Source organism: Streptomyces sp. LUP30 (assembly GCF_001746365.1).
Lineage (GTDB): Bacteria > Actinomycetota > Actinomycetes > Streptomycetales > Streptomycetaceae > Streptomyces.
The window spans coordinates 1-21,916 of sequence record NZ_MJAJ01000037.1 but is presented as its reverse complement, the minus strand read 5'-3'; the positions used below and the strand labels follow the sequence as shown (position 1 = coordinate 21,916).

Below are 21,916 nucleotides of genomic sequence, written 5' to 3'. Positions count from 1 at the left end.
CACGGCACCGACAATGCGACGGGCCCGCGACTCCGTGTGCCTCTCGCACCCCGGCGGCCCGTCGGGCAGACTGTGCGCCCCCGCATTTGCACCCTGATGCCCCCGTGTGTCGGTGCGGCATGCCACCATCGTGCGGGCGGTGACCGGTGATACGAGACCAAGAAGAGACGATGAAGCAGCAGGGCGTGCGACCTGAGGGCGCGGAAGGCACCTCTGACGCCGCGCCGCGCCCGGACGTCGCCGACGAGGCACTGGAGGAGGTGCACATCGACGAGGTGGAGGGCGACGAACCCCTGCTTCCCGCGCGCGTGCACCGTCCTTCCGACCTGATGCGCCTGCTGATCGGCGTGCTCGCCGTCGTCGTGCTGCTGGCCATCGCCGCCTTCGCACACGGAACGACCTCGGGCCTCGAACAGGACATCAACAAGGGCACCGGTCAGGCCCCCGATCTCCTGATCAAGATCGCCGGACTGGCGTCCAGCATCGCGATCCTGCTGGTGCCCGTCGCGTTCGCGATCGAGCGGCTGATCAAGCGGGACGGACTGCGCATCGCCGACGGCGTGCTCGCGGCGGTCCTCGCGCACGGCGTGACCCTCGCCACCGACCTCTGGGTCGCCAAGGGCGCTCCGGGATCGATCCAGGAGGCGCTCACCCAGCCCTCCCCCGGTGACATCCACGCCCTCACCGACCCGGTGCACGGCTACCTGGCGCCCGTCATCGCCTACATGACCGCCGTCGGCATGTCGCGGCGGCCGCGCTGGCGCTCGGTGCTGTGGATCGTGCTGCTGCTGGACGCCTTCTCGATGCTCGTCACCGGCTACACGACACCCTTCTCGATCATCCTCACGGTGCTGATCGGCTGGACCGTCGCGTACGGGACGCTGTACGCGGTCGGCTCGCCGAACGTACGCCCCACGGGACGGACGCTGATGGCGGGCCTGCGGCACGTCGGGTTCCGCCCGGTGAGCGCGGCCCGCGAGGAGGTTCCCGACGCGGCCGAGGGAGACCGCGGCCGACGCTACTTCGTCACCCTGGAGGACGGCCCGCCGCTGGACGTCACGGTCGTCGACCGGGAGCAGCAGGCCCAGGGCTTCTTCTACCGCGCGTGGCGCAATCTGGCCCTGCGCGGCTTCGCCACCCGCAGCAGCCTGCAGTCGCTGCGCCAGGCGCTGGAGCAGGAGGCGCTGCTCGCCTACGCGGCCATCGCGGCGGGCGCCAACGCGCCGAAGCTGATCGCGACCTCGGAACTCGGGCCCGACGCGGTGATACTCGTCTACGAGCACACCGGCGGCCGCACCCTCGACTCGCTGGCGGACGAGGAGATCACCGACGATCTGCTGCGCAACGCATGGCACCAGGTGCGGGCGCTGCAGTCACGGCGGATCGCGCACCGCCGGCTCGCGGGCGACGCGATCCTGGTGGATCGTTCCGGCACGGTGATCCTCACCGATCTCCGCGGCGGGGAGATCGCGGCCGGCGACCTGCTGCTGCGCATGGACGTCGCCCAGTTGGTGACGACGCTCGGGCTGCGGGTCGGCGCCGAGCGGGCGGTGGCCTCCGCGGTGGGCGTGCTCGGACCGGACGCGGTCGCGGACTGTCTGCCGATGCTGCAGCCCATCGCGCTGACGCGCTCCACGCGCGCGACGCTGCGCAGGCTGGCACGCGAGCGGGCGCAGCGGGAGCGCGAGGCTGTCCTCCAGGCCTCCCAGCAGGCCAAGCAGGCGCGACTGGAGTCGACACACCACGACGACGCCGGAACCGTCGCCCTCGAGAAACCGGGCAAGAAGGCCGAACGCGCGGAGGCGCGGGCCGAGAAGCGGGCCATCGACGAGGCGGTGGAGGGGGCCCGCGAGGAGGACCTGCTGACGCAGATCCGGCACGAGGTGCTGCTCATCCGCCCCCAGGCGCCGGTCGAACCGGCCCGGCTCGAACGGGTCCGGCCGCGCACCCTGATGAGTTTCATCGCGGGCGCGATCGGCGCGTACTTCCTGTTGACGCAGCTCACGCACATCGAGTTCGGCCCGCTCATCGAGAACGCGCAGTGGGGCTGGGTGGCCGCCGCCGTGCTGTTCTCCGCACTGAGCTACGTGGCGGCGGCGATGAGCCTGCTGGGCTTCGTCCCGGAGCGGGTGCCGTTCCCGCGGACCGTGGGCGCCCAGGTCGCCGGGTCCTTCGTGAAGATCGTCGCTCCGGCCGCGGTCGGCGGGGTCGCGCTCAACACGCGCTTCCTGCAGCGCGCGGGGGTGCGGCCGGGTCTCGCGGTGGCCAGCGTCGGCGCCTCGCAGCTGTTCGGGCTCGGCTGCCACATCCTGATGCTGCTGTCGTTCGGCTATCTGACCGGGACCGAGAAGACCCCGTCGCTGTCGCCGTCCCGCACGGTCATCGCGGGTCTGCTCACGGTGGCGGTGCTCGTGCTCGTGGTGACCTCGGTGCCGTTCCTGCGCAAGTTCGTCTCCACGCGCGTGAGGTCCCTGTTCGCCGGCGTCGTGCCGCGCATGCTGGACGTGCTCCAGCGGCCGCAGAAGCTGGTCACCGGCATCGGCGGCATGCTTCTGCTCACCGCGTGCTTCGTGATGTGCCTGGACGCGTCGATCCGCGCGTTCGGCGACGGGTCGACGTCGCTGAGCATCGCCAGCGTCGCCGTCGTCTTCCTCGCCGGCAACGCGCTCGGCTCCGCCGCACCGACGCCGGGCGGAGTCGGCGCCGTCGAGGCGACCCTGACGGTCGGCCTGATCGCGGTCGGGCTCCCCAAGGAGGTCGCGGCTCCCGCGGTGCTGCTCTTCCGTCTGCTGACGCTGTGGCTGCCGGTCCTCCCGGGCTGGCTCGCCTTCAACCACCTGAGCCGCAAGGGCGCCCTGTAGGGGACCGCCCGACCGAACCGGACGGCTTTCCCTCGTACGGGCCCGCGCCCCGCGCGCAGGCCCGCGCACCGCCGCAGGATGGGTTCATGCCGAACCCCTCCCGTCCGCGCCTCGCCGCCGTGACCGCCGCCTGCGCGCTGTTGTCCTCTTTGGTGGCGGGGTGCGGCGACGAGGCAGGCGACGAGGGGCTGACGGCCCAGAAGCTGACCTGGAAGGACTGCCCCGCCCCCTCGCAGGCGGAAGGAGGCGGCAGTGCACCCTCTCCGCTGCCGCACGGCGGCGCATGGCAGTGCGCCACCATGAAAGCGCCCCTCGACTGGGCGGACCCCCAGGGCGACACCGTGGACATCGCCCTGATCAGGGCCCGGGCCGACGGCGAACGCGACAGACGCATCGGCTCGCTGATCTTCAACTTCGGCGGCCCGGGCGGCTCGGGCGTGTCCACCCTGCCCGCCTTCGGCGACCAGTACGCGGCCCTGCGCACCCGCTACGACCTGGTCAGCTTCGACCCGCGCGGAGTCGGCCGCAGCGCCGGCGTGCGATGCGAGAACGACCAGCAGCTCGACGCCTACTTCCAGCAGGACTCGACGCCCGACGACGCCGCGGAGCGGACCGCCCTGCTGAAGAACACCAAGAAGTTCAACGCGGCCTGCGAGAAGAACTCCGCGAAGATGCTCCCGCATGTGCGGACCACCGACGCGGCCCGCGACATGGACCTGATGCGTCAGGTCCTCGGTGACCGGAAGATGCACTATTTCGGCATCTCCTACGGCACCGAACTGGGCGGCGTGTACGCCCACCTGTTCCCCAAGAACGTGGGGCGGGCGGTGTTCGACGGGGTCGTCGACCCCACGCAGACGTCCGAGCAGGGCTCGCTCGGGCAGGCCAGGGGCTTCCAGCTCGCGCTCGACAACTTCGCCGAGGACTGCACGTCCAAGACGGAGGACTGCCCCGTCGGAAACACCGCGCGCGACGTCGAGGACCGGATCACGGAACTTCTGCGGGCCCTCGACCGCAAGCCCATCCCGGGCATCTTCCCGCGGGTGCTGACCCAGAGCGCCGCGACCAACGGCATCGCGCAGGCGCTGTACGCCAAGGAGTTCTGGACGTACCTCACCGAAGGCCTCGAGCAGGCCTACGCGGGGGACGGCCAGACCCTGATGCTGCTGTCCGACCTGATGAACGGGCGCAGTGAGAACGGCGAGTACAGCAACATCACGGCCGCCAACGTCTCCATCAACTGCGCCGACGACAAGCCGCGCTACTCGACCGCCTACGTGCAGGAGAGGCTGCCCCGGTTCCGGGCCGCGTCCCGCGTCTTCGGGGACTTCCTGGCCTGGGGCATGGTGAGTTGCACCGACTGGGCCGTGCCGGGCGCCGCCGACCATCCGGACGTGAGCGCGCAGGGGTCGGCGCCGATCCTGGTCGTGGGCAACACCGGAGACCCGGCGACCCCGTACGCGGGCGCGCGCAAGATGGTGGACGCGCTGGGCCGGGGTGTCGGGGTCGAGCTGACGTACAAGGGGCAGGGCCACGGCGCGTACGACAGCAAGAACAAGTGCGTGCAGAAAGCGGTGAACGGCTACCTGCTGAACGGCACCGTGCCCGCCGCCGGAACCGTCTGCTCCTGACACCCGCCGCGCTCCGCGCCCCACCCCTCCGGATGTCTCGACTTCCGGAAAAGCCGCAGGTCAAAAGGTTATCCACAGGCTCCGGCGGGCGGATCGCCCGCCGCCTACTATGGCCTGACAGCCGCCCGCCGCCGAGCGCGGGCGGCCCGCGAGGGGGGAAGCGCAATGGCGCGATGGGGACGGTGGACGGCGCTGGGGGCCGCCGCCGCACTGCTGGCGACGGGCTGCGGCGGCGGGTCCGGCGCGAGCGGGGACGGTGACGGGAGCGGGGACGGTAGGGGGAGCACGGCCGACGCACCCGCCTCGACCGGCTCCTCCGCGACGACGGGCGCCGCGATCGCCCCGCCCGCCTCGCTGACCGGACAGAAGTTGCACTGGGGACGCTGCAAGGACACCACGGACTCGGCCGCGCCGGACGGCGACTGGCAGTGCGCCACGCTGAAGACACCCCTGGACTGGTCGAGGCCGGACGGCGACACCATCGGCATCGCCCTGGTGCGCGCCAGGTCGCGCGCGAGCGGAGGCGACCGGGCCGGCTCGCTGCTGGTCAACTTCGGCGGGCCCGGCGGCTCGGGCGTCTCGACGCTGCCCGCCTTCGGCCCCACGTTCTCCACGCTGCGCGAGCACTACGACCTGGTGAGCTGGGATCCGCGCTCGGTCGGGGCCAGCGAGGGCGTCCGCTGTCGCAGCGACAAGGAGATCCAGGCCGCCGAGTCGCTGGACTACACCCCCGACACCCCGGAGGAGGAACGGGCCTTCTTCCAGGACGCCACCGGCTTCGGCAAGGGCTGCGCGAAGGCGGCGGGCAAGCTGATGGCGCACGCGTCGACGACCGACACCGCCCGCGACATGGACCTGATGCGTCAGGTCCTGGGCGATCGGAAGATGCACTACTTCGGCATCTCCTACGGCACCGAACTGGGCGGCGTGTACGCCCACCTGTTCCCGAAGAACGTGGGGCGGGTCGTCCTGGACGCCGTCGTCGACCCCACAGCCGACGCGGTGGGCCATGCGCAGAACCAGGCGCGCGGCTTCCAGCGGGCTCTCGACGACTACCTCGAGTCGACGGGCGAGGACCCGAAGAAAGGCACCCGGGAGATCGCGGACCTGCTGGACCGGCTCGACGCCGCGCCGCTGCCTGCCTCGGGCGGGCGCAGGCTGACGCAGACGCTCGCCCTCACCGGCATCGTGGTGCCGCTGTACAGCGAGCAGAGCTGGCCGCGCCTGACCAGCGCGCTGGCGGCGGCGAAGGACGGGGACGGCACCGAGCTTCTGGCGCTCGCCGACGGCTACAACGACCGCGACTCCTCGGGGCACTACGGCACGTCGGCCCACGCCCAACGGGTCATATCGTGCTTGGACGACCGGCAGAGGCCGACCGCGGAGGCGACGAAGAAGCGGCTGGCGGAGTTCGAGAAGATCTCGCCCGTCTTCGGGGACTTCCTGGGCTGGGACACGGCCGGCTGGTGCCACGACTGGCCGGTGGCCGGACAGTACGACACCCCGGAGGTGAGCGCGGCGGGCTCGGCGCCGATCCTGCTGGTCGGCAACACCGGGGACCCGGCGACACCGTACGAGGGCGCGCGCAAGATGGCGGACGAACTCGGCAAGGGGGTCGGGGTGCTGCTCACCTGGAAGGGCGAGGGACATGGCGCCTACACGAGCGGGAACGCCTGCGTCGCCTCGACGGTGAACGCCTATCTGCTGAAGGGGACGGTGCCGAAGGACGGCAAGGTCTGCTCATGACGACGGCGGGGACTGCGCGCACTCGTGGTACGCGCGGCCCCCGCCGATCCGACCGGGCGACCCGGTGGGCGGAGCTGACGGCTCCGTCAGTAGACGGGCTTGCTCGGCTCGATCTGGTGGACCCAGCCGATCACGCCACCGCCGACGTGCACGGCGTCCGAGAAGCCCGCGGCCTTCAGCACGGCGAGGACTTCCGCACTGCGGACACCTGTCTTGCAGTGCAAGACGATCTTCTTGTCCTGCGGCAGACCCTCCAGGGCGGTGCCCATCAGGAACTCGTTCTTCGGGATCAGCTTGGCGCCCGGGATGGAGACGATCTCGTACTCGTTCGGCTCGCGGACGTCGATGATCTCGATGTTCTCGCCGTCGTCGATCCACTCCTTGAGCTGCTTGGGAGTGATCGTGGCGCCGGCCGCCGCCTGCTGGGCCTCCTCGGAGACGACGCCGCAGAAGGCCTCGTAGTCGATGAGCTCGGTGACGGTCGGGTTCTCGCCGCAGACCGCGCAGTCGGGGTCCTTGCGGACCTTGACCTGCCGGTACTGCATCTCCAGGGCGTCGTAGATCATCAGGCGGCCGACGAGCGGCTCACCGATGCCCGCGAGGAGTTTGATGGCCTCGTTGACCTGGATGGAGCCGATGGACGCGCACAGCACGCCCAGGACGCCGCCCTCGGCGCAGGAGGGGACCATGCCGGGGGGCGGGGGCTCCGGGTACAGGCAGCGGTAGCAGGGACCGTGCTCGGACCAGAAGACCGAGGCCTGTCCGTCGAAGCGGTAGATCGAGCCCCACACGTACGGCTTGTTGAGCAGCACGCACGCGTCGTTGACCAGGTAGCGGGTCGCGAAGTTGTCCGTGCCGTCGACGATCAGGTCGTACTGAGCGAAGATCTCCATCACGTTCTCGGCTTCGAGCCGCTCTTCGTGAAGGACCACGTTCACGTACGGGTTGATGCCGAGAACGGAGTCGCGGGCGGACGCGGCCTTCGAACGGCCGATGTCGGCCTGGCTGTGGATGATCTGCCGCTGGAGGTTCGACTCGTCGACCTCGTCGAACTCCACGATGCCGAGCGTGCCCACGCCCGCCGCGGCCAGGTACATCAGCGCCGGCGAGCCCAGGCCGCCGGCGCCGACACAGAGCACCTTGGCGTTCTTCAGCCGCTTCTGCCCGTCCATCCCCACATCGGGGATGATCAGGTGGCGGGAGTACCGTCGGACCTCGTCTACGGTGAGCTCAGAGGCTGGCTCGACCAGGGGTGGCAGCGACACGGGGACTCCGTTGGTCGGTCGATCACTACAGTTGTTCTCCCCGTAACACTGCCACGGCCTTCTTCATTCCGAGACACCTGTTCCAATGCGCGAGACGATTTCGTCCCAGTAGCCGGGCATGGTCTCCCAGGGGTCGGCCAGGCCCGCGCCGTCGGTGAACCAGATCGTCCCCGCGCCCTGCCAGCGGGCGATGCGCAGCGCCTCGTCCAGATGACAGCGCGGCACCCCGTGCACGAGGTGGCAGAAGCGCTCGGGCGGATGCTCGGCGGTCCATTCCGCCACCTGCGACCAGCGGTAGTCGTTCCAGGGGCCGCGGAAGGTGACCAACTGGTCGGCGTGCTCGGCGTAGCCGGGGTACGGGTGGGTTCCGTGTCCGAGGACGAGGTGGGGTGTGCCATGGAGCGTCCGGAGGGTGTCGGCCGTACGGCGCACCGCGGGGAGCGCGGCGCGCTCGGCCGGACAGTGGTCGAGGAGAAAGCCGTCGACCTGGTACCAGTCGAGGTGACGCCGCGCGTCGGAGACGACCTCGGCGAAGGCGCGGGCGCCGTGGCGGAGGTCGAGGCGTCCGAGGACGCGGACGCCCGCGTTGCGCAGACGGCCCGCGGATTCCAGGCAGCGCGGGTCGGGCCGGACGCCGGGCCCGTCGGCGACGTCGAGGACCACCCAGTGCAGCGGCCGGCCGGGGCGGGTGAGCTCGGCCCACTCGGCCGGCGCGAGGAGGGGGTGCGCGAGGCCCGGGACGCCGAGGCCGGTGCGGACGCCGGTGGTCCCGGCGCTCGCGGTGCCCGCCGGTGTTCCGGTCAGATACGACATGCCGCCTCCATCCAGATGTCGGCCAGGGACTCCTCGAGGTTGATGCGGGGCCGCCAGCCGAGCCGGTCCCGGGCCGTGCGGACATCGGCCTGCTGCCAGCTGCCGCAGCCGTCCGGATACGGGTACGCGACCGGCCCGGCGTGGTCGGATTCGAGTCGGGGATGGCCGATGGCGCTCCTGAGGTGGCCGCCGGGCGGGCCGTCGAGTTCGTGGAGGGCGCCGCCGTACCCGGCCACGCGCGCGAGGACCGCGGCCGCGTCCCGCAGCCGGACGGCGCGGCCCGAGCCGATGTTGATGACGCCCTGCGCGGCGGAGAGGGAGGCCGCGTGCACGGCGCGGGCGACGTCCCGGACGTCGATGAAGTCGCGCTGGACGCCGAGGCCGCCGAGCTTGAGCTCGCCGTCGCCGGACTGCATCGCGCGGCGCATGGCCTCGGCGAGCCGGCCCAGCGGGGAGCCGGCGGGCGTGCCGGGTCCCGCGGGCGAGAACACCCGGAGCACGACGGCGTCCAGGCCGGAGCCGAGGACGAGTTCGGTTGCGGCGAGTTTGCTGACGCCGTACGGGCCGCCGGGGCGGGGCACGGCGTCCTCGGCGGTGGAGGAGCCGGGCTGGCTCGGGCCGTACTCGGCGCCGCAGCCGATCTGCACCAGCCGGGCGCCGCAGCCGCTGCGGCGCAGGGCCTCGCAGACGGTGGCGACGGCGACGGTGTTGTGCCGGGTGAGTTCGCGGGCGCCGCCGCGGGTGGTGCCCGCACAGTTGACGACGACCTGGGGGTGGACCGCGTCGAGGAACCGGGTGAGCGCGCCGGGGCTGCCGGACGCGAGGTCGAAGCGGACGTCGGCGTCGTCGCCGCGGCCGAGCGCGGTGAGCTGGACGGCCGGGTCGGCGAGCAGACGATCGGCGACGAAGCGGCCGAGGTAACCGTTGGCTCCGATCAGCAGGACCCTCATCGTGCGGCTCCCGGGGTGTGCGTCGCGGCGGAAGCGGGGGCCGCGGGGGCTCCGGTCACCCCGTGTGCTCCGGCGACCTCGGGTGCCCCGGTGGCACCGGTGGCACCGGTCGCTCCGGATCGGGAGGTGGTCATCTGGTCTCTCCTTCGAGGGTGTTGCGGTGGGTTGCGGCCGGGTGGAGACACGCGCGCGTCGTGCCCTCGGGGCACGGTGGGGGCTGCGTCGCGCGAGGCGGCCGGAGGTGCGGGCGATGGCGGACTCGGTTCAGCACGGCTGGTCCGTTCGGACGTGGGCGGAGGCCCTGGTCAGCGTGCGGGTCGCGTGGATGAGCAGGATCAGGGCGGCGCTCGCGCAGACGAGGGAGGGGACGCCGGCCGGCCCCCAGGCGGACATGAGGCTCTCCACGGGGGTGGCCAGGAAGCCGCATTCGGGCAGGCGGCCCGCGAAGACGGTGGCCGGGGCGAGCACCTCCGCCGCGCCGACGGCCGCGATGACGACGGCCGGGACGTGGGCGAAGCCGTGCACGGTGAGAAGGCGGGCGAGGAAGAGGAGGGCGCCCAGGGTGAGGATCGGGGCGTAGTCGGCGGGCTCACCCAGAACCGTGGCGCAGAGGGCGGTCAGGGCGGTGAGCGCGCACAGGAACAGGGCGAGGGCGGCGAGCAGCAGCGGCTGCACACCCGCCGCGAACTCCTCCAGGCCACGGCTGGAGTTCAGACGGCGGCGGGCCTGCACGGCGAGGAAGTGGGCGCTCCAGGCCGCGGGCGCGCAGGCCAGAGCGAGGGTCAGCAGGGAGGCGGCGGCGAAGGGCCAGGGGCCGCCCGCCGTACCGTCGGGCAGGGCGTCGGGGCCACCGTGGACGGCGGCACGCAGCAGGCCGTCGCCCAGAGCGGCGTACCCGATGAGCCAGCAGGTCCAGGCTTCGGTCCGCTGCAGGCCCTGGTGGGCGCGCCGGTGCCCGCTGAGCGGGCCCCGGCGCAGCGCCGCGTGGACGGCGAGCACCACGGCGAGGAGGCCCGCTGCGGCGACGAGCAGGCTGGTCCGCCCGTCGGTGAGGCGTACGCCGGTCAGGGCCGCGGCGCACAGGACCCCCGGCAGGAGGGTGAGCAGCGCCCAGTCCGGTCGGGGCCGGGGAAGGGCTGTGGGTGCGGCGGGCGGGGGCGCGTCGGCGTCACGGGGCACGCGGGCGTACATCTCCTCGGCGAGGGAGAAGACGTCCCGGTGCCGGAAGCGCGCGGCGGTGCGGTCGGTGACCCCGTGCGCCTCCAGACCCGCCGCGATCTCCAGGGGATCGACGGCCCGTTCGCACAGCTCGCGATGACGGTGCATCAGGGCCTTCACCGGGTCCGCCGCCCCACGGCGGGACACACCCGGCCCGCGGCCGTCGGGGCCGGTGCCCGCGTCGGAGCGCGCCGCGGGGCCGCCCGGCGCCCCGGGCCGGTCCAGTTCGCCGAGCCCGCTCATCGTGCTCCCTCCGTGGCGGCGACCGGCGAGGCCTCCCGGGCCGGCGGCCCCACCGTCCTGGGCGGGCCCTGCCGGGCGGCGCCTCGCGCGGCCAGGTCGATCCACAGGCCCGGCAGCCGCGCCTCGGCCGGGACGGCGAACGGCCGGGGCTCGCCGTCGTCGTCGAAGACGTACGGGCTCACCGGGGCCCGGGAGACGAGCTCCAGGTAGATGCCGTGGAACGCCGCCACGTTCTGCTCGACGGTGAACAGTTCGAGGGCGCGAGCGCGCGCGGCCGCGCCCAGGCGCGCACGCCGCTCGGGGTCGCGCAGCAGCGCCCCGCACGTCTCGGCGAGCGCCCGCGGATTGCGCGGCGGGACGACCAGTCCCGTGCCGCCGATGACCTCGACCACCGCGCCCACGTCGGTGGACACGGTCGCGCGGCCACAGAACATCGCCTCGACCAGGCCGACCGGGAAACCTTCGACGACGCTGGACAGCACGACCACCGCGCCGGCCGCGTACACGTCGGCGAGGGTGGGGGCCTCCGGGTCGCCGACCTCCGCGAAGGAGACCGGGTTGTCGCCGACGCAGTGCGGTCCGTCCGCCTCGTCGGGGAAGAGCTGCGCGGCCAGCATCCGGCAGTGGCCGAGGTAGGCCCGGCCCTCCGCGCCGGCCCCGGCGCCGACGATCCGCAGGCGAGCTCTGGGCTCCTCCTTGCGGACCTCGGCGAAGGCGTGCAGCAGGGAGACCAGGTCCTTCGCCGGCTCCACCCGGCCCACCCAGACGAGGGTGTACGGGTCGGCCGTGTCCGGGGCGTCGCCCACCTCTGCGAAGCGGGACGCCTCCATCCCGGGGTACACGGTGCGCAGTTTGGCGCGGTCGGCGCCGCAGCGCTCCTGCCAGCGGCGGGCGTGTGCATTGCCCGGCGTGACACAGGCGGCCTGCCGGTAGACCTCTGCCGCGAGCCGGCCGTGGAAGGCGGCCAGCAGGGCGCGCACGGCGGGTGCGGCCTCGGCGGAAGGCATGCTCCCGTCGCCCGTCGGCGACGGGGGGCCGCCCGCGCTCAGGTAGTGCGTGCGCAGCCGTACCCCGTACTCGGTCACCAGCAGCGGCACAGCGAAGAAGTGCCGGGCGAGCAGCCCGGGCAGGGCCGCCGCGCCGCCGGACGTGGCGTGGCACAGGTCGACGGAGGCGAGGCCCTCGCCCTCGTCGCCGCCCTGGTCGTCGTACCAGTCGAGCGAGAGGGGGCGCAGTGCGCGTTCGAGGTGGGCCGCGGCGGCGAGCAGATCGGGCACGCGCGCCTCGCGCGCCGTGCGCAGCGCGCCGGGCGCGCGACAGGCGCCCTCCAGGGCGCGCACCGCGCCCTCGGAACGGAGCGCCCCCACGAGGCCGCCTTCGTCCCGGGCGAGCTCGGCGAGGCCGTACAGCGCATTGGCGAAACGGTCCGCCTGAGCGGTGGCACCGACTCCGGCAGGGGCAGTCGCCTCCGGGGACCCGCCCTCGCACAGGACGGCCGCCAACTCCTCGTAGCACTCCGCGAAACGCCGGCGCGCGCGCCGCCCGTAGGCGACCCCGTCCTCCTCGGCCCTCCACAGGGGCGCCGTGCGCACCCGGCCGACCTGCGGCGGAAGCGCGACCCAGCCCGCTTCCTCCTGGTGTTCGGCCCGGCTGAGCGCGTAGACGTCGAACCGGTGCTGCCCGAGCCCGCGCACGAGCCGGTCGCACCAGACCCCGGCGTCACCGCTCACATACGGATAGCCACCCTCCGTAAGCAGTCCGATGCGCACGCGCGTCCCCGATCTCCCGTTTGGGGAGCCGCCGTTGACCCGGCGGCTCGCAGCGGGACGAACGTATGCGGACAAGGCGGTGGTACGACGGACGGTTGTCCATCGCACCACCAAAAGGGGTGAACGGACGTAACTTTCCCGTGCAGGTCGCGTTCTGTCGCGCTAGGAGATCATCCGACCGCGAAACGTTACGCCACGCCCGGACATTACGTCACGCCCGGACGTCACGCTCCGCCGCGGCCCGCACGGCGCGGTCAGGTCGGGGCGGGCTCCCGTCGCCGCGCGCTCCGTCGCCGAGCACGCCGCCGGGCCGCGACCGCGGGGGCGAGCGCCGGCACGGCGGCCAACAGCCGCCGGGTGTACGGGTCCCGCGGCGACTCGTACACCTCGTCGGCCGGTCCCTCCTCGACGACCCGGCCCTGCCGCATCACCGCGGCCCGGTCGCTGACCTGGCGCACCACGGCCAGGTCGTGGGCGACGAAGACCAGGGCGAGCCCGAGCTCACGCTGGAGCTCACCGAGCAGGGCGACGACCTGGGCCTGGGTCGTCACGTCGAGCGCCGAGACCGGCTCGTCGCAGACGATGACCCGCGGGTCGGCCGCGAGCAGTTCACGGGTGTAGTCGTACGCGGGGCCCCCAGGACGGTTCCCGCAGGTCCCTGTTCGACCAGCCGCCCGTGCCGCATCACCAGCACGTCGTCGACGCCCACGTCATGGGTGACCAGCAGCAGCCCCATGCCGGCCTCGAACTTTCTGCGCGTCAACTTCCGGGGAAGGCCCAGGGGTTGGGCAGACAGTGGATCCCGTCGTGGTCGAGGAATTTCGTCTGCTGCTGCATGACCGGCGCGAGCTCGCCGTCCTTGTCGCAGGAGACGTGGCCGAAGCCGAGACGGTGACCGACCTCGTGATTGATCAGCATCTGCCGGTAGGCGTACATCTCGTCGCCGAAGGTCTTCGAGCCCTGCGCCCATCGGTAGGCGTTGATCATCACGCGCTCGGTGGAGGCCGAGTCGCAGGAGACGTTGTCCTCGGTGGTGTCCAGACCCGACTTGGCGCACCAGACGGCGGTGGTGCCCGGACTGGCGAGCGTGACGACGAAGTCGGGTTTGCCCGAGTGGATGCGCTCGAAGGTACGCGCACCGCCGTGCGCCCAGCTGCGGTCGTCGTTGAGCGTCTGCTGCACGGCTTCGGCGAAGAGCGCGCCGTCGAGTCCGAGGCCCTGCTCCACGTCCACGCGGTAGGTGTACTTCCGGCCCTTGCCGGGCGCCTTGGCGACGCCCGCGACCGCGTCGAACCGGCCCGACCCCTTGAGCCTGGCGCCGAGGGGATACCTGACGGCCATCCGCTGCGCGTAGGTGAGCGGGATCGCGCCGGTGGACGCCGAAGGGGTGGGCCGGTCGTCCCTGCGCGCGGTGCCGCCCGCGACGCCCGCCCGATCGACCGCGGCCTGCGGGCGGACGGTGTCGTCCCGCCCGTCGGCGACCTGCCCGGCCACCACGACGGCCAGCACCGTGGTGACGGCGGCGGCCGCGATGCCGGTGAACGTCCGTCCCTTGGCGCCCTTGGCCGGGGCCGGCGCGCCGGCGGACGCCGTCTCGTCGGCCACGTCGAGGCCCACCGACGCGGTCGGGTGGGCGCCACGGGAGACGGTGCGGGCGCCGGCGGCCGAGGCGGGCGGGCTCCCCTCACGCGTGCGCGTCGACGCGTACGGCGTCCCGGCGCGCGCGAAGACGTCGTCGTCCTCCTCCTCGAAGGCGGCGAGGTAGTCCTGTCGGGGGCCCTGACGCGGGCCCGGGCGGGGGCCCTGACGCGGGCCGCCCTCGGGGTTGGGTCGTTGACGCGGTATCACGGGCTGCCCGGTACCCGCCTGTCGCTCCCTCAACTCACCCCAGCCGCCTCCGGCTTCACGCTGCTCGGGGTGACCGCCGCGCACCTGCGGGACCCCGCGGCCGGGCGTCGCGTCGGGAAAGCCGGGCGTTCCGTGCGCCGAAGGGCCGTCGTGACCGCGGACGCGGCCGCCCCTGGTGTCGCCCTGCGAAGGCCCCTGTGCCGGTCCCCCCGGGGTTCCCTGAGGGGGTCTGTGCGCTGATCCCTGTGACGGAACCCCGGACGAGCCCTCGGCGCCGCCCTTGGGGGCGGGCCCACGCCGGCTGTGGCGTCCCACGTCGGCCTCAGCCCCCCGACGTCTCGGTCGTGGTCTCGGCGAGGAGGTCCCGGAAGGCCAGCGCGACCGTCTCGGGGTACTCCATCATCGCGACGTGGCCGGCGTCCGGCAGGGTGAGCAGTCGGGAGTCGCGGAAAGCGCGGGCGGACCGCTGCGCCATGCGGAAGCCGACGAGCTGGTCGCGGCCGCCGTAGACGAGGAGCGTCGGGGCGAGGACCCGCTCGGCCTGCCGCCACAAGCCGTGCTGGCCACCTAGGGTGTAGGCGCTGAGCAGCCCGCGTGTGGAGCGCGTCAACGCGTCCCAGAAGTAGGGCAGTTGCAGCCGCCGCTCCAACTCCTCGACCGCGTGCCGGAACGCCTCGGGGCTCACCTTCCCGGGATCGCCGTAGCAGAGCGCCATGACACCGCGGACGCGCTGCTCGGCCGTCCACTCCCGGGTGAACCGACTGAAGAGTGCGGCGACGCCGGGCAGTCCGACCAGCCCCGTGGGCACCGCGGTGCGCTGCACCCTCAGCTCCGGCAGCGCGGGAGACACCAGGGTCAGGGTGCGCACCAGGTCGGGCCGGACCGCGGCGACGCGCGTGGACACGGCGCCGCCGAGGGAGTTGCCGAAGAGGTGGACGGGCCCGCGTCGGGCGGAGTCGAGATAGCGGATCACGGCACGCGCGTGTGCCGTGACGGAGTAGTTGCCGTCGTCCGGCGGCGGGGAGTCGCCGAAGCCCGGCAGGTCGACGGCCTCGCTCGCCACGACCCCGTCGAGCAGGGCCATCAGGGCGGACCAGTTCTGCGAGGAGCCGCCCAGCCCGTGCACATAGAGCGCGGGCGGGAGCCCCTCGCGCGCGGGCGGCCTGGAGCGCACCGTCAGCGTGACGCCCGGCAGCCCGACCGACCGCAGCCGCTCGCCCTCCGCGACCCGTACCGCGGTCGCCTTCGGCAGCACACTTGTCGGCGGCACGGAGGGCAGCTCGGTCGAAGACATGCGGCAATGTTACGAGACGATCACACGCGCCTTTGTGTGTTCGCCGTCACACGCGGGGCCGGACGCACCGCGAGCGGCTGCCGCTCCCTGCCGCACCGGCGCCATACCGGCGCTGAACGGGGGCACCCTGCACAGCGATCGCATAGCGTCCGGATCGGGTGTCTCCTAGGCTCGTATCGAGGGCACCCGCTCATGGCCCCTGCACCCCGCAGGGACTTTCGCAGGAAGGGAGCCCACCATGTCCGTTGACCCCACCGACCCGGGCACGTTCGAAGAGGACGACGACTTCGGGGAGATCGACGTAGAGGCGCCGGAGAACGACGCCGCCGAGCAGTCCACGGACGTCAAGCCGGAGCGCGACGACTCCCTGGAGGACGTCGACCCCGCCCGGGCGGACGAGGCCGACCTCGTCGAACAGGCACGCGTGGTGTCGCTCGACGAGGAGGACTATCGCTGACGGCGCTGAGCTGGAACGGGACGCGAGTATGCCCGGAACATAATGTTTCGAAACCATATCTACCGCTTTTGTCGTCGTCCAGTCCGTGAAATTCTGCGCTCGCACCGCGCGCGCCACGGTTACCGAAAAGTACGATGGCGGCGCGGCGCTCACCGCATGAGGACGACTTAGGGAGGCGGCGTGACAGCCATCGAGCAGACAGAGGCGGCGCGCCCGCGGGGCACACGCCTGCCGCGCCGTGCCCGACGGAACCAGCTGCTGGGCGCCGCCCAGGAAGTCTTCGTCGCACAGGGCTATCACGCGGCCGCGATGGACGACATCGCCGAGCGGGCGGGCGTCAGCAAGCCGGTGCTCTACCAGCACTTCCCCGGCAAGCTCGATCTGTACCTGGCTCTGCTGGACCAGCACTGCGAGTCGCTCATCCAGGCCGTGCGCGGCGCGCTCGCCTCGACGACCGACAACAAGCAGCGCGTCCGCGCCACCATGGACGCGTACTTCGCGTACGTGGAGGACGACGGCGGCGCGTTCCGCCTGGTCTTCGAGTCGGACCTGACGAACGAGCCCGCGGTGCGCGAGCGGGTCGACAAGGTCACCACCGAGTGCGCCGAGGCGATCTGCGAGGTCATCGCCGAGGACACCGGCCTCTCGCGCGCGGAGTCGATGCTGCTCGCCTCCGGCCTGGGCGGCCTCGCCCAGGTCGTGGCCCGCTCCTGGCTGCACAGCGACCGCAGCGTTCCGCGCGACCAGGCGGTCCAGTTGCTGGCCTCGCTGGCCTGGCGGGGCATCGCCGGTTTCCCGCTGCACGGAACCGATCAGCACTGACCGCGTGGGGCGGTCGGCCGTTTGTTCCCGACCGCTGTTCGCTCCTGGCGTGGACGGCCGCGCCGTGTACGTCCCCTCACCGGGCTAATGTGTGCAGCGTACGGCGCGGACGCCCGCGCACCTCGTGACCGTCGGAGGGACATAGCCGTGGAGGTCAAGATCGGCGTGCTGCACGCGCCTCGCGAGATCGTTCTGGAGAGCGGTCAGACTCCCGAGGAGGTCGAGCGCGTGGTGGCCGAGGCCCTGGCCGGGAAGTCACAGCTGCTCAGCCTCGTGGACCAGCACGGCCGCAAGGTCCTGGTGCCGGCCGACCGTCTGGCCTACGTCGAGCTGGGCGAGCCCGCCCCGCGCAAGGTGGGCTTCGGCGCTCTGTAGGCGATCGAACGCGGGAGGGCCCGACGACCGAGTGGTCGTCGGGCCCTCCCGCGTTCGCGGTCCGGGTACGTTCCCCGTGCGCGTACGAGCCCCCTCGAAGGAGGATTGCATTTCGCAGGTCACGGGTATGACGGGCTACGACCACGGTGCACAGCCCCGCCGTCTGGGAGGGACCTACATGATCTTGGAAGCGCTCGGCTCCACTGTGCTCGGTGTCGTGCTCGCGTGGGCGGCGGTCACCCGCCTGTCCCACCGCCTGCCGGTCCACACCCTCGTCTACGCGACGGGCGTTGCGGGAGCCCTGTTCGGCGACTTCGTCACCCACAGCGCACTCGGCCCCGGATCGGCCCTGCCGAGCCTCCTCGGCGCGGCGATCGTCTCCGCCGCCTCGCTCTCGCTCCTGCTGCGCCCGGCCGGCCTGCGCCGGCGACGATCAGCGCCGGCGTAGGCCCGGCGCCGGTCCATGAACGCGCGACCGGGGTGCAGGAGCGCGCCACCAGATCGGTGACGGTGAGCGCGCCGCACAGTCCCCGGGGAACCGCCCCGGTCCACGAGCACACCCACCGGCCCTACGCCGGCCCCGGTGAGCACGGCCCCTAGGCGGCCAGCCCCAGCGCGGCCATCCGCTTGGTGTGCGCCTCGGTGATGCGGGAGAACATCCGGCCCACCTCGGCGAGGTCGAAGCCGTCCGCCACCCCGCCCACCAGCATCGTCGACAGCGCGTCGCGGTCCGCGACCACCCGCTGGGACTGCGACAGGGCCTCGCCCATCAGCCGACGCGCCCACAGGGCGAGCCGACCGCCCACGCGCGGGTCCGCGTCGATCGCCCCCCGCACCCGGTCCACGGCGAAACCGGCGTGGCCGGTGTCGTCGAGCACCGCCAGCACCAGGCCCCGTGTGTCGCCGTCCAGCCGCGCCGCGACCTCCCGGTAGAAGTCACTGGCGATCGAGTCGCCGACGTACGCCTTGACCAGGCCCTCCAGCCAGTCCGACGGGGCCGTCTGCTTGTGGAAGCCGTCCAGCGCGGCGACGAACGGCTCCATCGCCACCGTCGGCCCTTCACCGATTTCCGTGAGCCGGTCGCGCAACCGCTCGAAGTGGTGGAACTCGGCCGACGCCATCTTCGCCAGCTCCGCCTTGTCCTCCAGCGTGGGCGCCAGCTTGGCGTCCTCCGCGAGCCGCTCGAACGCCGCCAGCTCGCCGTACGCCAGCGCACCCAGCAAGTCCACGACGGCGGCCCGGTACTGCGGGTCGGCGGAGGCCGTCGCCCAGTCCTGGGCGGCGATCCCGGTTGCGGCGGCAGTGTTCTCGGGCTTGTCAGAGGTCGTCATGAAGCGCACAATAGCCCGCTCCCCGCGCGGTGGAAGTCCCTGGTCAGTCAGTGTGACAACGAAGACGTACGGGACCGGCCCCGGCGTTGTGACAACCACAACGTGACCGAATCGGCCATCACATGTGCACGATTCCGGGGTATGGTGGTAATGCGCCTGCCGAATATTCGACGGGCCGCACGTATGAGGATGCCCGGTCGGTGGCCCGATCGGCTCCGACCCGACAGCCCTCATGGCTCGTACGGCACATTGCGTACGCCGGCCAGAGGGACACCCTCCAGCGGTACGAGCGCTAGAGCGTCGGCAGTGGTCCCGTGCCGAACGGCTTGCCCTTCACGGCTCGCCCGTAAGGCCGCCGACGTCCCCGGCACGGTCCGTCAAAGACCCCCGCGCTCGCCTCGCACCGCGCACACAGAAGAGGCAGCACCCTGACTACGACGTTTCGAGAGCTCGGAATCCTTTCCGAGACCGCCGAGGCCCTTGAGGCCGTCGGCATCACCACCGCCTTCCCCATCCAGGAGATGACGCTCCCCGTGGCCCTGTCGGGCTCGGACGTCATCGGACAGGCCAAGACCGGCACCGGCAAGACGCTGGGCTTCGGCCTCCCGCTCCTCGAGCGCGTGACGGTCCCCGCCGACGTCGAGGCCGGCCGCGCCGCGCCCGAGTCCCTCACGGACGCCCCGCAGGCGCTCGTCGTCGTCCCCACGCGCGAGCTCTGCACGCAGGTCACCAACGACCTGCTGACCGCCGGCAAGGTCCGTAACGTGCGCGTCCTCGCCATCTACGGCGGCCGCGCCTACGAGCCGCAGGTCGAGGCCCTGAAGAAGGGCGTCGACGTCGTCGTCGGCACCCCGGGCCGGCTGCTGGACCTCGCGGGCCAGCGCAAGCTCGACCTCAAGCACATCAGGTCCCTCGTCCTCGACGAGGCCGACGAGATGCTCGACCTGGGCTTCCTGCCCGACGTCGAGAAGATCATCAACATGCTGCCGGCGAAGCGCCAGACCATGCTGTTCTCGGCGACCATGCCGGGCGCCGTCATCAGTCTCGCGCGCCGCTACATGTCGCAGCCCACGCACATCAACGCCACGTCGCCCGACGACGCCGGCCGGACCGTGGCGAACACCAAGCAGCACGTGTACCGCGCGCACAACATGGACAAGCCCGAGATGGTCGCGCGCATCCTGCAGGCCGAGGGCCGCGGCCTGGTCATGGTGTTCTGCCGTACCAAGCGCACCGCGGCCGACCTCGCCGACCAGCTCCAGCAGCGCGGCTTCGCCTCCGGCGCGGTCCACGGCGACCTCGGCCAGGGCGCCCGCGAGCAGGCGCTGCGCGCCTTCCGCAACGGCAAGGTCGACGTCCTCGTCTGCACCGACGTCGCCGCCCGCGGCATCGACGTCGAGGGTGTCACCCACGTCATCAACTACCAGTCCCCCGAGGACGAGAAGACGTACCTGCACCGCATCGGCCGCACCGGCCGCGCGGGCGCCAAGGGCATCGCGATCACCCTGGTCGACTGGGACGACATCCCGCGCTGGCAGCTCATCAACAAGGCGCTGGAGCTCGACTTCAGCGACCCGCCGGAGACGTACTCCACCTCCCCGCACTTCTACGAGGAGCTCGGCATCCCGGCCGGCACCAAGGGCATCCTGCCGCGCGCGGAGCGCACCCGCGCCGGGCTCGACGCCGAGGAGCTCGAGGACCTGGGCGAGCCGGGCGGCCGCAACGCACGCGGTCGCGGCGACCGCGGTGACCGGGGCGGCCGCGACCGCGGCGGCCGTGGCGACCGGGGCGGCCGGAGCGAGTCGCGTTCCGGCGAGCGGCCCGCAGAGCGCTCCGACGAGCGTGAGCGTTCGGCGCGCACACCGCGTCGTCGCCGTCGTACCCGCAACGGCTCTCCCCTCGACGCGACGGCCGCACCCACCGGGACCGCCGCTGCCGAGCAGGCTCCCCTGGCCGAGCAGACGCCCGTGACCGTGGCGGAGGAGTCGGCCGGCCCGCGCACCCCGCGCCGCCGTCGTCGTACCCGCAACGGGTCCGCGCCGGAGATCGCCGCGACGACCGCGACGAGCGCCGCCGCCGCCCCCGTCGCCGAGGCCGCCGCGGCCGCCGTGGCGACGGTGGAGAGCCCGGCCCTGGACACCGCGAGCATCCCCGCGGAGGACGCGACGCAGGCTTCGGCCACGCCGCGCCGCCGCAGGACCCGCAAGACCGCCGAGGCCGCGCCCGCGACCGTGACGGAGCTGCCCACCGCCGAGGCCCCCGCGGCCGAGGCCGTCGTCGACACGGCCGAAGCCGCGGAGAGCACGCAGACCAAGCCGCGCCGCCGCACCCGCAAGGCGACGGCTGCTGTGGCCGAGACCGAGGCCGTCGCCGCGGTCGAGACCGTCGCGGTCGAGACCGTCGACGCCCCGGCAGCCGAGGTCAAGCCGCGCCGCACCCGTAAGGCAGCGACGACGGCTCCGGCCGAGGCCGCGACCGCCGTCGACACGGCCGAGGGCACGGAGGCCAAGCCGCGCCGCCGCACCACCCGCAAGGCGGCCCAGCCCGAGACGACGGCCACCACCGCCGAGATCCCGGCCCAGGCCACCCAGGAAGCGGAACCCGCCAAGCCGCGCCGCGCCCGCAAGACCGCCGCCACCGCCCCGGCACCCGCCGAGGCCGAAGCCGCGGCCGCCGTGGACACGGCGGAGGGCACGGAGGCCAAGCCGCGCCGCCGCACCACCCGCAAGGCCGCCGCCCCGGCGGTGGCCACCGTGGAGACGGCCGAGGTCGTGGAGGCCGTCGAGGCCAAGCCGCGCCGCACGCGCAAGGCCGCGGCGGCGACGGCGGTCACCGCGCAGACCCCGGAGGCGGTCGAGGCTCCGGCAGCCGAGGCCAAGCCGCGCCGCACGCGTAAGGCAGCGGCGGCGGCTCCGGCCGAGGCCGTGACCGCGGTCGACACGGCCGAGGGCACGGAGGCCAAGCCGCGCCGCACCCGCAAGTCCGCCGCCGCGGCCGTCAAGGCGACGGAGGCGGAGGCCGAGCCGGTCGCCGAGGCCGTCGTGGCCAAGCCGCGCCGGACCCGCAAGACCGCGGTGGCCGCGGAGAGCACGGTCGACACGGCCGAGGGCACGGAGGCCAAGCCGCGCCGCCGCACCACCCGCAAGGCGGCCCAGCCCGAGACGACGGCCACCACCGCCGAGATCCCGGCCCAGGCCACCCAGGAAGCGGAACCCGCCAAGCCGCGCCGCGCCCGCAAGACCGCCGCCACCGCCCCGGCACCCGCCGAGGCCGAAGCCGCGGCCGCCGTGGAC

The 21,916-nt window shown here is 73.1% G+C and carries 16 protein-coding genes and 1 pseudogene; 8 read left to right on the top strand and 9 right to left on the bottom strand.

Annotation, left to right across the window (positions count from 1 at the left end):
* Positions 1–170: 170 nt before the first annotated feature.
* The 3 genes from BG482_RS26490 (at position 171) to BG482_RS26480 (ending at position 6,238) form a co-directional block, all read left to right on the top strand.
* On the top strand, positions 171–2,861 hold the full coding sequence (locus BG482_RS26490) for a lysylphosphatidylglycerol synthase transmembrane domain-containing protein (protein ID WP_069771655.1): 2,691 nt from the start codon (positions 171–173) through the stop codon (positions 2,859–2,861).
* Between the two features lie 86 nt (positions 2,862–2,947).
* Entirely contained in the window at positions 2,948–4,492 is a 1,545-nt protein-coding gene (locus tag BG482_RS26485; RefSeq protein ID WP_069771654.1) for an alpha/beta hydrolase, read from the top strand.
* Between the two features lie 165 nt (positions 4,493–4,657).
* Positions 4,658–6,238: an alpha/beta hydrolase gene (locus BG482_RS26480; RefSeq protein WP_069771653.1), complete on the top strand. Its 1,581-nt coding sequence runs from the start codon at positions 4,658–4,660 to the stop codon at positions 6,236–6,238.
* A gap of 86 nt (positions 6,239–6,324) precedes the next feature.
* Here the strand turns inward: BG482_RS26480 and moeZ are convergent, their stop codons facing one another.
* The 8 genes and pseudogenes from moeZ to BG482_RS26440 all read right to left on the bottom strand — a co-directional run bounded on the left by moeZ (position 6,325) and on the right by BG482_RS26440 (position 15,638).
* Positions 6,325–7,503, bottom strand: a complete 1,179-nt coding sequence (gene moeZ / locus BG482_RS26475; protein ID WP_069771652.1) for an adenylyltransferase/sulfurtransferase MoeZ — start codon at positions 7,501–7,503, stop codon at positions 6,325–6,327.
* Between the two features lie 63 nt (positions 7,504–7,566).
* Positions 7,567–8,316 (bottom strand): spherulation-specific family 4 protein, encoded by a 750-nt coding sequence (locus tag BG482_RS26470; RefSeq protein WP_069771651.1) that lies wholly within the window; start codon positions 8,314–8,316, stop codon positions 7,567–7,569.
* A complete protein-coding gene (locus tag BG482_RS26465; protein ID WP_069771650.1) occupies positions 8,304–9,266 on the bottom strand; it encodes an NAD(P)-dependent oxidoreductase in 963 nt (320 codons plus the stop codon). Before BG482_RS26465 ends, BG482_RS26470 begins: the two co-directional genes overlap by 13 nt.
* A 264-nt stretch (positions 9,267–9,530) precedes the next feature.
* Positions 9,531–10,727, bottom strand: coding sequence for a hypothetical protein (locus BG482_RS26460; protein WP_069771649.1), 1,197 nt, complete (start codon positions 10,725–10,727; stop codon positions 9,531–9,533).
* Positions 10,724–12,496, bottom strand: a complete 1,773-nt coding sequence (locus BG482_RS26455) for a DUF3492 domain-containing protein (RefSeq protein ID WP_069771648.1) — start codon at positions 12,494–12,496, stop codon at positions 10,724–10,726. Before BG482_RS26455 ends, BG482_RS26460 begins: the two co-directional genes overlap by 4 nt.
* Before the next feature lie 254 nt (positions 12,497–12,750).
* Positions 12,751–13,101 (bottom strand): annotated as a pseudogene (locus tag BG482_RS26450) (ABC transporter ATP-binding protein); the annotation flags it as partial.
* 154 nt (positions 13,102–13,255) lie between these two features.
* Positions 13,256–14,344, bottom strand: coding sequence for a DUF3152 domain-containing protein (locus BG482_RS26445; RefSeq protein ID WP_069771646.1), 1,089 nt, complete (start codon positions 14,342–14,344; stop codon positions 13,256–13,258).
* A gap of 322 nt (positions 14,345–14,666) precedes the next feature.
* Positions 14,667–15,638 (bottom strand): alpha/beta fold hydrolase, encoded by a 972-nt coding sequence (locus BG482_RS26440; RefSeq protein ID WP_069771645.1) that lies wholly within the window; start codon positions 15,636–15,638, stop codon positions 14,667–14,669.
* 238 nt (positions 15,639–15,876) lie between these two features.
* Between BG482_RS26440 and BG482_RS26435 the strand changes: the two genes are divergently transcribed.
* The 4 genes from BG482_RS26435 to BG482_RS26420 all read left to right on the top strand — a co-directional run bounded on the left by BG482_RS26435 (position 15,877) and on the right by BG482_RS26420 (position 17,740).
* Positions 15,877–16,095, top strand: coding sequence for a hypothetical protein (locus BG482_RS26435; RefSeq protein WP_069771644.1), 219 nt, complete (start codon positions 15,877–15,879; stop codon positions 16,093–16,095).
* A 180-nt stretch (positions 16,096–16,275) separates the two neighbouring features.
* Positions 16,276–16,917, top strand: coding sequence for a TetR/AcrR family transcriptional regulator (locus BG482_RS26430; RefSeq protein ID WP_069771643.1), 642 nt, complete (start codon positions 16,276–16,278; stop codon positions 16,915–16,917).
* Between the two features lie 147 nt (positions 16,918–17,064).
* Positions 17,065–17,292, top strand: a complete 228-nt coding sequence (locus tag BG482_RS26425) for a DUF3107 domain-containing protein (RefSeq protein ID WP_020130831.1) — start codon at positions 17,065–17,067, stop codon at positions 17,290–17,292.
* 178 nt (positions 17,293–17,470) lie between these two features.
* Positions 17,471–17,740, top strand: a complete 270-nt coding sequence (locus tag BG482_RS26420; protein WP_069771707.1) for a hypothetical protein — start codon at positions 17,471–17,473, stop codon at positions 17,738–17,740.
* A 148-nt stretch (positions 17,741–17,888) separates the two neighbouring features.
* On the opposite strand, the gene BG482_RS26415 is transcribed toward BG482_RS26420, so the two are convergent.
* Positions 17,889–18,632: a ferritin-like fold-containing protein gene (locus BG482_RS26415; protein WP_069771642.1), complete on the bottom strand. Its 744-nt coding sequence runs from the start codon at positions 18,630–18,632 to the stop codon at positions 17,889–17,891.
* Positions 18,633–19,144: 512 nt separating this feature from the next.
* On the opposite strand from BG482_RS26415, the gene BG482_RS26410 reads away from it, so the two are divergent.
* Positions 19,145–21,916, top strand: a 2,772-nt coding sequence (locus BG482_RS26410) for a DEAD/DEAH box helicase (protein WP_107450756.1), incomplete at its 3' end; no start/stop codon positions are given.

What these genes read in the sequence shown, in the direction of transcription:
- BG482_RS26490 (WP_069771655.1), top strand. Translation starts at nt 171, where the DNA reads ATGAAGCAGCAGGGCGTGCGACCTGAGGGCGCGGAAGGCACCTCTGAC.
- BG482_RS26485 (WP_069771654.1), top strand. Translation starts at nt 2,948, where the DNA reads ATGCCGAACCCCTCCCGTCCGCGCCTCGCCGCCGTGACCGCCGCCTGC.
- BG482_RS26480 (WP_069771653.1), top strand. Translation starts at nt 4,658, where the DNA reads ATGGCGCGATGGGGACGGTGGACGGCGCTGGGGGCCGCCGCCGCACTG.
- BG482_RS26470 (WP_069771651.1), bottom strand. Translation starts at nt 8,316, where the DNA reads ATGTCGTATCTGACCGGAACACCGGCGGGCACCGCGAGCGCCGGGACC.
- BG482_RS26465 (WP_069771650.1), bottom strand. Translation starts at nt 9,266, where the DNA reads ATGAGGGTCCTGCTGATCGGAGCCAACGGTTACCTCGGCCGCTTCGTC.
- BG482_RS26460 (WP_069771649.1), bottom strand. Translation starts at nt 10,727, where the DNA reads ATGAGCGGGCTCGGCGAACTGGACCGGCCCGGGGCGCCGGGCGGCCCC.
- BG482_RS26440 (WP_069771645.1), bottom strand. Translation starts at nt 15,638, where the DNA reads ATGTCTTCGACCGAGCTGCCCTCCGTGCCGCCGACAAGTGTGCTGCCG.
- BG482_RS26435 (WP_069771644.1), top strand. Translation starts at nt 15,877, where the DNA reads ATGTCCGTTGACCCCACCGACCCGGGCACGTTCGAAGAGGACGACGAC.
- BG482_RS26420 (WP_069771707.1), top strand. Translation starts at nt 17,471, where the DNA reads ATGATCTTGGAAGCGCTCGGCTCCACTGTGCTCGGTGTCGTGCTCGCG.